Source organism: Kitasatospora sp. NPDC056076, from assembly GCF_042266305.1.
Classification (GTDB): domain Bacteria; phylum Actinomycetota; class Actinomycetes; order Streptomycetales; family Streptomycetaceae; genus Kitasatospora.
Genome location: NZ_JBHJWG010000018.1, coordinates 56,640 through 69,809, shown reverse-complemented (window position 1 = coordinate 69,809; position 13,170 = coordinate 56,640). Strand labels below are relative to the sequence as shown.

Sequence of the window (13,170 nt, the reverse complement as noted above, 5' to 3'; positions counted from 1 at the left end):
TCTACAGTCGGCTGCGGGAGGCGTCGAGTACGCCCGCCCCGCGGACCGCCCGGAGGACGGCTTCCGCATGCCCGCCGACCACCGAGGGGGACTCATGCCAGGCCCGTCCACGCCTGCCCCGACCGATCCGCAGCCCGGAGCCGAGCACGGCCCGTCGGCCGGCCACAGCCTGTCGGCCGGCCGCAGCCTGTCGGCCGGCCACAGCCCGTCGGTCGAGCACAGCCTGTCGGCCGAGTTCGGCCCGTCGGCCGAGCCGGACGCGCAAGCCGCCCCGGACTTGCCGTTCGACATGTACCGGCCCGGCGCCCCGCACCGCGCGCCGGACGCCCCCGTGCCCCCGCAGCCCGGTCGGCTGCGCGCCACCGACCCCGAGCGGCACGCGGCCGCCACCCCCCGGGTCCTCCTGCTCGCCGTGCTCGCCGGACTGCTGACGGCCTGGCTGCTGTACGACGGGATCGGCGCCAACCTGCTGATCTGCGGCGCCGCCACGGCCGGCGTCGCCGGCCTGGTCGCCCGAACCGCCGGCCGCCGGATCCGGCCCTGGACGCTCGCCTGGAGCCTGCTGGCCCTCGCCCTGCTCGCCGTCCCGGCCCGCTGGGACGCGGGCTGGCCCGCCCTGCTCGCCTCCGGCTGTGCGCTGGGACTGGCCTCGCTCGCCCTGCACGGCGGGCGCCGCTGGCCGGGGGTGCTGCTCGCCCTGCCCGCCCTGGTCTGGCAGCTGATCCCGGGGCTGAGCTGGATCTGGGACAGCCTGGAGGGCCGCCCGCTGCCGGGAGCCGGACGGCTCGTCCCGGTGCTCAAGGCGCTCGCCGTCGCCGCCGTCCTGCTGACCGTCTTCGGCCTGCTGTTCGCCGGCGCCGACGCCGCCATGGCGGACCTGCTGGCCGGCCTGGTCCCCAGCTTCGACGTCCACCAGCTGCCGGGGCGCGGCACCCTGTTCGGGCTCGGCACGCTCACCGCCCTCGGCTTCGCGCACATCGCCGCCGGGCCGCGCCGCTGGGACCGGCTGGAGGTCCGCCCGGGCCGCGAACGGCGGCGGCTGGAGTGGGCGCTGCCGCTGGTCGCGCTCGACCTGCTGTTCGGCGCCTTCGCGGTGATCCAGGCGGTCATGGTGCTCGGCGGCGCGGACGCCGTGCTGGCCAACACCGGGATGAGCCGCTCCGCGTACGCCCGGCAGGGCTTCTGGCAGCTGAGCGTGATCACCGTGCTGACCCTGGTCGTGGTGGCCGTCGCCAAGCGCTGGGCGCCGCGCACCACCCCGAGTGACCGCCGGCTGGCCCGGATCCTGCTCGGACTGCTCTGCCTGCTCGCGCTGGCCGTGGTCGCCTCGGCGCTCGGCCGGATGTGGTTCTACGTGGACGCCTCCGGGCTGACCACGCTGCGGCTGTGGGTGCTGGTGGTCGAGATCTGGCTGGGCGCCGTGTTCCTGCTGCTGCTGGCCGCCGGGCTCACCCGCCGGGGCGGGGGCTGGCTGCCGCGCGCCGTCGTCCTCAGCGGGATGCTCACCGTCGCCGCCTACGGGCTGATGGGGCCGGACGCGATCGTCGCGGAGCAGAACGTGGCCCGGTACGAGCGGTCGCAGCAGATCGACCTGCGCAACGTCCGCGACCTCTCGGCCGACGCGGTGCCCGCCCTGGACCGGCTGCCCGAGCCGCAGCGGTCCTGCGCGCTGCAACTGATCCGACGCGACCTCGACCGGGACACCCGGCCCTGGTACGCGGCCGGCGGCTCGGTCACCGGGGCGCGGCAGGTGCTGGCCGAACGGCCGTTGGTGGAGGGGCCGCGGTCGGGGCGGGGGCCCTGCGAGTGGGCCGGGCTGGCGCCCGAGCGGGGCTGGTAGCGGCCGCCGGGGCCGGGCCGGGGGCGGCTGGGAATGCCGCAGGGCCGGCCGGGAGCGTGCTGCTCCCGGCCGGCCCTCGGCGGTTCCGTGCCCTGCGGCGGTTCCGATGCCCCTCGGCGGTTCCGGTCCCCTGCGGCGGTTCCGGTGCCTCGCCGGGGCCCGGTGCGGATCAGTGCATCGCGATGCCGGCGCTGTCGCCGCTCGGCAGGTCGCTCGCCTTCGCCTTGACGACGAAGACCGCGATCAGCAGCGCGATCCCGGCGAGCACCGCGCCGACGATGAAGCCGTGCGAGATCCCCTGGGCGAGCACCGAGTTGGCGGCGTCGGAGCCCGGGAGGAACTCGTGGTGCTGTTCGAAGTAACTGTGCTCCGCCGGACTGCCGTTCTGCAGGAACGCCGGCATCTGGAGCTTGCCCTCGGCGGTCGCGTAGTGCGCGAAGACCGTGGTCAGGATCGAGAGGCCGAGCGAACCGCCGATCTGCTGCATCGAGTTGAGCAGACCGGAGGCGGCGCCGGTCTCCTCGCCCGGGACGCCCGCGACCGAGAGCAGCATCACCGGGACGAAGATCAGGCCCATGCCGAAGCCGAAGATCACCGTGGGGCCGAGGACACCGTCGAGGTAGCCGCTGTCCTTGCCCATCTGGGTCAGCCAGGTGAGGCCGACGGTGACCAGCAGCGCACCGCCCGCCATGAACGGCTTCGGGCCGTACTTGGCCTGGAAGGTCGAGGCGAGCTGCGCGGCGATGATGATCGCCACGCTGATCGGCAGGAACGAGACACCGGCCTTGAGCGGGCTGTACCCGAGCGGTCCCTGCACGAACAGGACGACGTAGAAGAAGATGCCGAACATGGCCGCGGCCAGGCAGAGCATCATCACCAGGCCGCCGGTGCGGTTGCGGTCGGCGAACAGGTGCAGCGGGGTGATCGGCTGGTCGGTGCGCCGCTCGATCACGACGAAGGCGGCCAGCAGGACAGCACCGGCGGCGAAGGAGCCGAGCGTCAGGGGGTCCGACCAGCCGTCCGAGGCGGCCCGGATGAAGCCGTAGACGAGGCCGACCAGGCCGAGGGTCGAGGTGAAGGCGCCGGGCAGGTCGAAGCGGCCCGGGTGGCGCTCGGACTCGGCGATGTAGCGCGGCGCGGCGATCGCGATCAGCGCGGCGATCGGCACGTTGACGAAGAACACCCAGCGCCAGTCCAGGTACTCGGTCAGCAGGCCGCCGGCCAGCAGGCCGATCGCCGCTCCCGAGCCGGCCACCGCGGAGAAGACGCCGAACGCCTTGTTGCGTTCCGGCCCCTCCTCGAAGTTGGTGGCGATCAGGGCGAAGGCGGTGGGCGAGCAGATCGCGCCACCGATGCCCTGGAGCGCGCGGGCGGCCAGCAGCAGCGTGCTGTCCTGGGCGAAGCCGCCCAGCAGCGAGGCCAGGCCGAACAGCAGCGTGCCGAAGATGAACACCCGGCGGCGGCCGAGGATGTCGCCCGCCCGGCCACCGAGCAGCAGCAGGCCGCCGAAGGTCAGCGTGTAGGCGTTGATGACCCAGGACAGGTCGGTGGTCGAGAAGTTCAGCGCGTCCTTGATGTGCGGCAGCGCGATGTTCACGATGGTCGCGTCGAGCACCACCATGAGCTGGGTGGCCGCGATGACGGCCAGGGTGATGTTCTTCCCCCGGCCCTGGCCGGTCTTCGGTGGTGGGTTCTTGCTGAGCGTGTCGGAGATAGCCACGAATGTGCCCCCTGCTGGCTACGCGCGCGGTGCGGTGGGTGCGATGGGTGTGGTGGGTGTGGTGGTGCGCTCGGTGCGCGGGAACTGCGGTGCGTCAGTGGTGTGTCGGTGGTGCGTCAGCGGTGCATCGGTGGTGCTTCGCGTGTTCGGGGCCGCGGCGGATCCGCCGGCCCGAACGCGCCGCTGCGCGTCGGCGCAGGCTGGGAAGGAACGATGCCGTTCACTAATCTGGACGATAGCTTGGGCTCGATAGTGAACGCAAGCGTTCCTTAAGGATGGTGGCAATGGATCGGTTGATACGGCGACCGGCGGCGGACCGGGCGCCCGGGGGGACCGCCGTGCCGCTGCCGTCCGGCGGACTCCCGGCAACGCCCGGGTTGTCGGGAGGGTCGGCGGTGTCGGCGGTATCGGCGGTGTCGGGTGTGCCGGGGGAGGGGGCCGAGCACTGCTGCCCGGTGCAGGCCGTCCGGGAGGCGTTGGCCCGGCCGGTGCGGCGGCGGGGGAAGGAGTTGGAGAACGCGATCTTCGAGGCCGCGCTCGACCAGCTCACCTCCGGCGGATTCGCGCGGCTGACGATGGAAGGCGTCGCCGGCGCGGCGCGGACCGGGAAGGCCGCGCTCTACCGGCGCTGGGCGTCCAAGGACGAACTCGTCATCGACGCCCTGGACGCCACTCTGCCACGCCCCTACGGCATCCCCGACCTCGGGTCCGCCCGGGCCGAGTTGCTGCAGCTCATCGAGCTGTTCACGGACGCGATCTGCTCCCGGGCGGGCGCCGCCCTGCACGCGCTGATGGCCGAGCTCTCCCAGCAACAGGCCGAGGTGTTCAAGGACTTCATCGTGCAGCGGGTGATCGGGCCGACCAAGGACAGCATCCTGGACATCCTGCGCCGCGGCGTCGAGCGCGGCGACGTGCGCCCCGACGCGGTCACCCCACTGGTCGCCGACGTCGTCCCCGCGATGCTGATGTTCCAGGTGAAGGTCGCCGAACGCGACCTGGCCCCCGACTTCGCGGTCCGGCTGGTGGACGACGTGCTGGTCCCGATGGTCCGGCGGACGTAGCCGGTCCGGGGCCCGTGCGGGCGGGCTTAGGCTGGAGAGCGCCCCACCGCAGGGGGGCCGCACTGCCGAACGGAGTCCGTGATGCCCATCGTCCCGCCGACGCACTCCGTCGAACGCTCGCTCCGCCGGGCCGGCGCCAAGGTCGTGGTCGGGCTGGACGAGGTGGGGCGCGGCGCCTGGGCCGGACCGGTCACCGTCGGGGCCGCCGTCACCGGCCTGCGCAAGCCGCCGGAGGGGCTCACCGACTCCAAGCTGCTCACCGAGCTGCGCCGCGAGGCCCTCGCGCCGGTGCTCGCCGACTGGGTCACCGCGTACGCGCTCGGTCACGCCTCGCCGCAGGAGTGCGACGAACTCGGCATGACGGCGGCGCTGCGGCTGGCCGCGGTCCGCGCGCTGGAGGCGCTGCCGGTCGAACCCGACGCGGTGATCCTGGACGGCAAGCACGACTACCTCGGCGGCCCCTGGCGGGTGCGCACGGTGATCAAGGGCGACCAGTCCTGCATCTGCGTCTCCGCCGCCTCGGTGCTCGCCAAGGTCCACCGTGACGGGCTGATGGCCGAACTCGGCGAGACCTGCCCGGAGTACGGCTTCGCGGACAACGCCGGCTATCCGTCCCCGGTGCACCGTTCCGCACTGGAGGAGTTCGGCCCCACCGACCACCACCGGCTCTCCTGGGCGTACTTGGACGCACTGCCCAAGTGGCGCCATCTGAAGCGCGGTCGGGACGCCTTCGGCGCCGGTCAGGGATCCGCCGACGAACAGTTGACGCTCGGTTTCTGACGGTCCGTCTGGAATTGCCCGGGGTGGGGGTGACGGAAGTCCCGTGCCCAATGGGTGGGGCGCCCGTGCGCGTTCGACCGGCATTTGATAGATATCCGGGTATGCCTGTCTTCCCCGAGGAGCCGGAGATTCACGAGAGCCTCCCGGGCCCCGGCGTTCCCTTCCCCCGCGAGTCGGACGCACAAGCCCTCCACGCGCCTGCCACCGGCGGCGCACCCGCCACCGCACCCACCACCGCCGCGCCGCTCCCGGTGCCCGGCCCGCGACCGGCGCCCCGTCCGGCACCGCCGCGTGCCGACCGCCCGGGACCGTCGCGCCTGATCCCCAAGCCCGGTCCGGCACCGCGCCGCCCGGCCCCTGCCCCGGCCCCGGTCGCGTCGTCGGCCACGTTGCCGGCCCAGGCCACGTCGTCGGCCCCGACCACGTCGCAGGTCGAGGTCCAGCGCATCGCCGCCACCCCGGCGCAGGCGCTGGAACGCGCCGACGACGCGGTCGACCTGCTCCTGGACTCGGGCCGCAACCCGGGCGAGATCCTGGTGCTGACCGTCGGCGACGCCCACCCCTGGCAGCAGCACGAGCTGTCCTTCGGCGAGGAGCGCTACTGGGCGCAACTCGCCGAGGGCGGCGACGTGTTCTACGCGGACGCGGCGCCGGCCAGGCCGGTCCGCCGCGACGTGGTCGTCCTGGTGGTCAACGGCGGTCCGCCCGCCCGGGCCGCCGAGGCGTACGCCGACGCGCTCGGCCGGGCCAACGCCCTGCTGCTCGTGTGCGGGGAGGCCGGTCCGGCCGCCACGGCGGCGTCCGCAACCGCACCCGCGCGTCCGGTCAAGGCCTGACCGGAACTCCGACCGTCGTCCTCGCTCCGGGTCCGGTGCCTACGGTGCCGGGCCCGGGCCCGTCCGCACGGCCGGCGGCCCGTGGCCGAGGCCCGGACCGAGTGCTGAGGGTCAGGCGCCGAGGAGCGAGCGGTGAGGGCCGAGCGCTGAGGGCCGGGTGCTGAGGGCCGGGCGCTGAGGACCGATCAGCGCGTCCCGGTGCGACGGCCCGGTTCCACGGCCGTGACCCGCGCCGGGATCCAGGGCGGCTCGGCCTGGGCGGAGCGCTGCGGGGCGTCGACCCGTTTGGCCTGCTCGGCGGCCTGCTGCCGGGCCCGCTGGCTGCGCGGGGCGTCGTCGAGTACCGACCGCGGCGGCAGCTCCGTCACGATGTGCAGCGGTCCGTCCGCCCACGAACCCGCGTGGGGGTTGCGCCCGCCCCGCCCGTCGCCGAGGATCTGCCAGCCCGTCGCGGTGAGCCCGATGTACGAGCCGCAGCGCAGCCCGTGCAGCCCGGCCGCGTCCCGAAGTGCCCACATCCAGGCGCCGTCCTGTTCCGTCCAGCCGGGCGCACCGTCGCGGCAGCGCAGCAGCACGGCCGTCCGGGTCGGCTCGGGCTGGCGCAGGTCGTGCGGGGTGACCCGGCGCAGGTGCGTCAGCAGGGCGTTCCGGTGCTGCCAGCCGTCGGTGTCGTGCGGCCAGGGCGTGAACGAGGCCGAGGCGGCCAGGTGGTGGAGCGCGTCCAGGACCGCCACCACGACCGTGCCCGGCTGGGGCAGGTGACGCTGGTGCAGTTCCAGGACGAACTCGCGCGGATCGCGCAGCAACGGGATCCCCGAGGCGGTCCAGGTCTCCAGGTCCAGCAGCCGTCTGGGCGCCGAACCTCCGGAGAGGGGATGCTGACCTCGGCCGATACCGTTGATCACGATCCTCCTTCCTGGCCCGTGGGCAGGCGGGTGCCTGGGTACGCCGAAGGGCGGGCCCAGCGGACCGGATTTCGGGTACCTCCCAATTCTCAGGGCAACGGGGCCGGAGCGGCAACGATGAAATGATGAACGCCACCCGATAGCCCATGTTCTGCCGGATATGTTCCACGTCGGCCCGAGTGGGGTTCGGGTGACGCCCGACCTTGATCCACACCACGCGAAGGGCATGTCGAACCGTTGTCGGCACGCTGGGCCCTCCTTATCCCGGGTCGGATCTCCGGTGTGATCGAAATCGCCCTGGCAACTCCTTTCCGTTAGGCCATTCGAGTGATGACGGCCTCGGGAGCGGCGGCCGCCCGCCGCCCGCTCACCCCTGCACCCCCAGGACCAGCGGCAGCACCGCGCCGGCCCCCGCGCGGCGCAGCAGCCGGGCGGCCACGGTGACTGTCCACCCCGAGTCCACGAGGTCGTCCACCAGCAGCACCGGTCCGCCGGCGGCCGCCACCGCCTGCTCCAGCTCCGGCGGCAGCACCAGCGATCCGGCCAGTGAGTGCAGCCGCTGGGCGCTGTTGCTGCGGGCCCCGTGCGGCGGCAGCCCGCCGGCGTACTCGATCCGGCCGAGCAGCGGCAGCCGTCCGACCTCGGCGATCCGCGCGCCGAGGCTGCCGACCAGCTGCGGGCGGGTCGAGGAGGCCATGGTCACCACACCGACCGGCCGCTCCAGCCGGGTGCCCTCCGCCGTCGCGGGTCCGGCCCAGCCGCCGGGGCCGCGGGCCCAGTCGGCGAGCACCGCCACCAGGGCGTCCACCGCCTCGCCGGGCACCGGCACGTCCGGCGCCTGGTCGGCGAGCAGGGTGCGCAGCCGGGTGCCCCAGCCGATGTCGGACAGCCGGCCGAGCGCCCGGCCGGTCTCCGCCTGTTCGCCCGCCGGGATCCGGCCCTTCAGCGGCACCCCGAGCGAGTCCATCCCGGTCGGCCAGAGCCGGCGCGGTTCGAAGCTCACGCCCGGGCGGCCGAGTGCGGCCCGGGCGGCGGCCAGTGCCTCCGCGGAGACCTCCGGGGTGTGCAGCGGCCCCGCGCAGTTGTCGCACCGCCCGCACGGCACGGCCTGCTCGTCGTCCAGTTGGCGGCGCAGGAACTCCATCCGGCAGCCGGTGGTCGCCGCATACTCGCGCATCGCCCGCTGTTCCGCCTCCCGGGAGGCGGCGACCTTGGCGTAGCGGGCGGCGTCGTAGGCCCAGCTCTGCCCGGTGGCCGTCCAGCCGCCCTTGACCCGGCGGACGGCGCCGTCCACGTCCAGCACCTTGAGCATGGTCTCCAGCCGGGCGCGGCGCAGGTCCACCCGGGGCTCCAGGGCGGCGGTGGAGAGCGGGCGGCCGGCCTCGGCGAGCGCGTCGATGGTGCGCCGCACCTGCTCCTCCGGCGGGAAGGCGAGCGAGGCGAAGTAGCGCCAGATCGCCTCGTCCTCGCGCCCGGGCAGCAGCAGCACCTCGGCCCGGTCCACCCCGCGGCCGGCCCGGCCGACCTGTTGGTAGTAGGCGATCGGGGAGCTGGGTGAGCCCAGGTGGACGACGAAGCCGAGGTCGGGCTTGTCGAAGCCCATGCCGAGCGCGGAGGTGGCGACCAGCGCCTTGACCCGGTTGGCCAGCAGGTCGGCCTCGGCGGTGCGGCGTTCGGCGTCCTCGGTGCGGCCGGAGTAGGAGGCCACCGGGAAGCCGCGCTCGCGCAGGAAGGCCGTCACCTCCTCGGCGGCGGCCACCGTCAGGGTGTAGACGATGCCCGAGCCGGGGAGCCGGTCGAGGTGGTCGGCCAGCCAGGCGAGCCGGTGCGCCGGGTCGGGCAGCGCGAGCACGCCCAGGGTGAGGCTCTCCCGGTCGAGCGGTCCGCGCAGCACCAGGGCGTGCTCGTCGGTGCTGCCGGTGCCGAGCTGCTCGGCGACGTCGGCGGTGACCCGGGCGTTGGCGGTGGCGGTGGTGGCCAGCACCGGGACGCCGGGCGGCAGGTCGGCCAGCATGGTGCGCAGCCGGCGGTAGTCCGGGCGGAAGTCGTGGCCCCAGTCGGAGATGCAGTGGGCCTCGTCGACCACCAGCAGGCCGGTGGAGGCGGCGAGCTTCGGCAGCACCTGGTCGCGGAAGTCCGGGTTGTTCAGCCGCTCGGGGCTGACCAGCAGGACGTCGACCTTCCCGGCGGCGACCTCGGCCTGGACCTCGTCCCACTCGTCGGTGTTGGCCGAGTTGATGGTGCGGGCGTGGATCCCGGCCCGGGCCGCCGACTCGACCTGGTTGCGCATCAGGGCGAGCAGCGGGGAGACGATCACCGTCGGCCCGGCGCCGCGGGCCCGGAGCAGGGCGGTGGAGATGAAGTAGACCGCGGACTTCCCCCAGCCGGTGCGCTGGACGACCAGTGCGCGGCGGTGGTCGACCACGAGGGCCTCGATCGCCGTCCACTGGTCCTCGCGCAGGCTGGCGGCGGGGCCGGCCAGCTCGCGCAGGACGGCCTCGGCCCGCGCCCGGACCTCGGCGCGGTCGGCGGTGGCGGTGGTGTGGATGTCGGGCTGCTGCATGGCGTCGATGTAACCCCATGCCGCCGACAAGGGGCGAATGCGGGTGGGGTGGTGGAGTGGAAGGCCGGGTGTATTTCATCCGCTGATCCGCTGAACGGCCGCCAAAATTCACTCTCCGGAGTGGCCGTTCTGTGCTCCGATCGAGCGAAGGAAAATTCGGGGGCCGAGTTATCCACAGGAAAAAAGAAAGTGCCGGAGTCGTTCGCGCATTGCGCCCACGCTTGCGGCCATGAACGCGATGAACAACGAACACGTCACCCTGTCCCTGGGTCCTGCTTCCGAGCAGCGGCCCGTCGTCATGCGCGGTCCGGCCGATATGGCCGAGCTGTTGCCCTATCTCCTGGGGTTCTACCCCGACGACAGCATCGTCGCGGTGGGTCTCCAGGGCCCCGACCTCCACCAGGGCGGGGTCATCCGGGCGGATCTCCCGCTCTCGTCCGCGGACTGGCCGGCGGCGGCGGAGGAGACGGCCGCCCTGCTGGTCGCCCTCTCCGAGCGGCACGGCGGCCGGCCGCTCGAAGTGCTCCTCTACCTCTGCCAGGATCCGGTCACGGCGCACGCCCCGCCCGCGGTGGACGAACTGCGGCCGCTGGCCGACCAGCTGCGCGCGGCCTTCGGGCGCAGGGGAGTGGCGGTCAAGGAGTCGCTGTGCGTCTCGGACGGCCGCTGGTGGTCCTTCCTCTGCCGCCGGGAGGGCTGCTGCGATCCGGCGGGCAACCCGGTGCGGCGCGGGCCCGATCCGGGCCCGGCGGCCGCCGCCGCGACGGTGGCCGGCCTCGTGCCGCGCGGCAGCCGGAAGGCGATCGTCGGTGCGCTGGCCCCGGTCGGCCCGCCGGCGGACGCCGCGCAGCGCGAGGCGCTCGCCCGTGCCGAGCCGCTCGCCGGGTCGGTCTCCCGGGAGCAGGGCCTCGAACTGCTGGAGCAGGCCTTCGCCGAGTTCGCGGCCGGTGCCCGGGAGCTCGACGAGGAGCGGACGGCCCGGCTGCTGTTCGCCCTGCGCGACCGCCTCACCCGGGACCGCGGCGTCGAGTTCGTCCGGCCGGCCGAGCTCGCGCCCGCCGAGCGGCTCTGGCGCTTCCTCGTACGGCGGGCCGTCCCGCCGTACGAGGGCTGCGCGGTGGCCCCGCTCACCCTGTTGGCCTGGGCGTCCTGGGTCGCGGGGGACACGGCCACCGCCCGGGTGGTGCTCGGCCACGTCCTGCGGCTCTCGCCGGGCTACCTGCTGGCGGAGCTGTTGTACGAGTCGATGAACGACGGCATGACGCCCGGGGCGCTGCTGTCCGCCGTCGAGGCCCAGCGGCGGCGCCGCGAGGAGCGCGCGGCGGCGGTGCGGCGCGCTTCCGAGCCCGCGGCCGAGGACGGGCCGGGGGCGCCGCCGGGTGCCGAGCGGGCCCCGGGCGGCGAACCCGGGCCGCGCTCAGGCTCGCCGGGCAAGGCGCGCCGACGGCACCGGGGCGGGCGCCGGAAGGGCGGTTCCGCGGCCCCGACGCCGACCGCGACGCCGACTCCGGCTCCGGCTCCGGCTCCGGAGGATCAGCGCCAGGGCGGTCCCGACCACCCCGGTGAGCCGGGGCCGGCTGGTCGACCCCGGGGCTCGGTCGCCCTGCTCCCGGCCCCGGGTTGTGGGCCGGCGGCCGGGGCACGGCCCACCCGGGGTGTGCGCCTCGGCCGGGCGGCGGCCTGCGCCTCGGCCGCCGTCCGGTCCGGCGCCGGCCTGCACCGGGGCCGCGGTGCCCGACAGGGGGCGGGAGGAGCCCACCGTGCGCACTGAACCGCCCGCCGCCCCACCGGTCGGCAGGGTGCTACGCCTCCCCGTGCGCCATCTTGATCAGCCGGTCCAGCACCTTGCCGCCGCTCGTCCGCAGGCCGTCGTGCTCCCACTCGTTGGTGATCCAGGTCCGCAGCCCGCGCACCGCGCGGGCGGTCTCCAGCGAGTCGGCGGTGTCCACGTACATGTCGTCGTGGTACACCGCCGCCACGACGGGCACGGTGTTGGCGGCCAGCCGCGCCGGGTCGTAGAGGTCGGGCCAGTCGGTGCGGGCGGCGAGCAGGTCCGCCGTCTCCTTGATCGGGCGCAGTGCCGGGTCGGTGTCGAACATCCAGGGGTAGATCATCTCCCCGGTGAACAGCACCGGGGCGTCGCCCTCCAGCGCGGCCCGGGCGTCGAACTGCGGGAACTCCTTGCGGACGCGCTCCGCCGACCAGGCGGTGCCGCCCTGGTCCACCGAGCGCTGACCGTAGATCGACTCGTGCAGCACGGCGTACAGCGGGCCCTCGGCGAAGGAGAGCCGGGCCTGGACGCCGGCCAGGAAGGTGTCGGAGAGCTCGGCCCCGGCCGGGCCCTCCACCCAGGCCTCCTCCAGGAGGTAGTGCAGGGAGCCGGAGCCGCTGCCCCCGCCGAGCATCATCCCGAGCACCTGGAAGGCCTCGACGGTGAGCAGTCCGCCGTCGGGCAGCGTGGCGGGGGAGTCGGCCAGGTGGGCGGCGATCCGCCGGACGGCCTCGACGTCCTGCGGGAAGCGGGCGTAGTGGTCCTCGTTCTTGCGGACGACGCGCGGGTAGGCGGCGCGGTAGACGTCGTCCGCCGAACTGCCGAGGCCGGAGAGGCCACCGGTGATGAAGGCCTCCGTCAGGCCTTCGGGAGCGAAGGAGAGGTAGGTGAGGGTGCAGAAGCCGCCGAAGCTCTGGCCGAGCACGCTCCAGCGCCGGTCGGCGCCGAGCAGCCGGTGGCGGATCAGCTCGGCGTCCCGGACGATGGCGTCCGCGCGGAAGTGGGCGAGGTAGTCCGCCTGCTCCTGCGGGCCACCGCGACGGGCGAGGGTCTGCCGGGTCGCGGGGGTGGACCGGCCGGTACCGCGCTGGTCGAGCAGCAGCACCCGGTAGTCGTCCAGGGCGCGCTCCAGCCAGGCGTCCCGGCCGAGCGGGCGGGCGGCCTTGCCGCCGGGGCCGCCCTGGAGGAACAGCAACCAGGGCAGGTCGCCGCGCTCGCGGCCGGAGGCCACCACCTCGCGGGCGTAGACCTCGATCTGCTCGCCCTCCGGGGAGGCGTGGTCGAGCGGGACCTGGAAGACGTGGTCGGTCGTGACAATCCCGGGCAGCCGGCTGACGGTGGACATGCAACTCCTCGGTCTCTGCTGGTCACAGCGGTTGCGTCGCGGTTCACGGGGTCACCGGGTACGGGCGCCGCGACCCCCGCACCGTATCCTGACCGCGGTCGAGCACCGGTTCGACCGCCTCCGCCCAGCGGACCGGGCGGCCGGCAGCGCCCCGGCCCCGGAGTGCGGCCCGGGTCAGGGGCGGCTCCGAGCCTCCGGGCAGGCCTCCGGTGACGGCCCGGCAGGAGCGGCGCCACCGTCGGGGGGCCGGGTGCGACCAGCGACAGCCCCGGCGGGCGTGACCTGGCGGCGGTGCGCGGCGTTCACCCCCCGGGGCCCTGCGTCCGGCGGGCGCGGGCCGCGGGGCGGG

General features: G+C 74.8%; 9 protein-coding genes. 5 read left to right on the top strand and 4 right to left on the bottom strand.

Annotated elements, in window-relative coordinates:
- The first annotated feature begins 94 nt into the window (after positions 1-94).
- A complete protein-coding gene (locus ACFC1T_RS17370; protein WP_375889330.1) occupies positions 95-1,840 on the top strand; it encodes a DUF4153 domain-containing protein in 1,746 nt (581 codons plus the stop codon).
- 169 nt (positions 1,841-2,009) lie between these two features.
- Here the strand turns inward: ACFC1T_RS17370 and ACFC1T_RS17365 are convergent, their stop codons facing one another.
- Positions 2,010-3,461: an MFS transporter gene (locus ACFC1T_RS17365; protein ID WP_375889459.1), complete on the bottom strand. Its 1,452-nt coding sequence runs from the start codon at positions 3,459-3,461 to the stop codon at positions 2,010-2,012.
- 494 nt (positions 3,462-3,955) lie between these two features.
- On the opposite strand from ACFC1T_RS17365, the gene ACFC1T_RS17360 reads away from it, so the two are divergent.
- The 3 genes from ACFC1T_RS17360 (at position 3,956) to ACFC1T_RS17350 (ending at position 6,237) form a co-directional block, all read left to right on the top strand.
- A complete protein-coding gene (locus ACFC1T_RS17360; protein WP_375889328.1) occupies positions 3,956-4,621 on the top strand; it encodes a TetR/AcrR family transcriptional regulator in 666 nt (221 codons plus the stop codon).
- A gap of 81 nt (positions 4,622-4,702) precedes the next feature.
- Positions 4,703-5,401 carry a ribonuclease HII gene (locus ACFC1T_RS17355; protein ID WP_375889325.1) on the top strand — a complete coding sequence of 233 codons (699 nt, stop codon included), beginning with the start codon at positions 4,703-4,705 and terminating at the stop codon, positions 5,399-5,401.
- A gap of 389 nt (positions 5,402-5,790) precedes the next feature.
- Complete coding sequence (locus ACFC1T_RS17350) at positions 5,791-6,237, top strand: hypothetical protein (RefSeq protein ID WP_375889322.1); 447 nt, start codon at positions 5,791-5,793, stop codon at positions 6,235-6,237.
- Between the two features lie 185 nt (positions 6,238-6,422).
- Here ACFC1T_RS17350 and ACFC1T_RS17345 read toward each other — a convergent pair whose 3' ends face one another.
- Both ACFC1T_RS17345 and ACFC1T_RS17340 read right to left on the bottom strand, forming a co-directional pair.
- Positions 6,423-7,142, bottom strand: a complete 720-nt coding sequence (locus ACFC1T_RS17345) for a hypothetical protein (protein ID WP_375889320.1) — start codon at positions 7,140-7,142, stop codon at positions 6,423-6,425.
- Between the two features lie 367 nt (positions 7,143-7,509).
- Positions 7,510-9,705 carry a RecQ family ATP-dependent DNA helicase gene (locus ACFC1T_RS17340; RefSeq protein WP_375889318.1) on the bottom strand — a complete coding sequence of 732 codons (2,196 nt, stop codon included), beginning with the start codon at positions 9,703-9,705 and terminating at the stop codon, positions 7,510-7,512.
- 229 nt (positions 9,706-9,934) lie between these two features.
- On the opposite strand from ACFC1T_RS17340, the gene ACFC1T_RS17335 reads away from it, so the two are divergent.
- Positions 9,935-11,476, top strand: a complete 1,542-nt coding sequence (locus ACFC1T_RS17335) for a DUF4192 domain-containing protein (protein WP_375889315.1) — start codon at positions 9,935-9,937, stop codon at positions 11,474-11,476.
- 31 nt (positions 11,477-11,507) lie between these two features.
- Here the strand turns inward: ACFC1T_RS17335 and ACFC1T_RS17330 are convergent, their stop codons facing one another.
- Positions 11,508-12,821: an alpha/beta fold hydrolase gene (locus ACFC1T_RS17330; RefSeq protein WP_375889314.1), complete on the bottom strand. Its 1,314-nt coding sequence runs from the start codon at positions 12,819-12,821 to the stop codon at positions 11,508-11,510.
- Positions 12,822-13,170 lie beyond the last annotated feature (349 nt).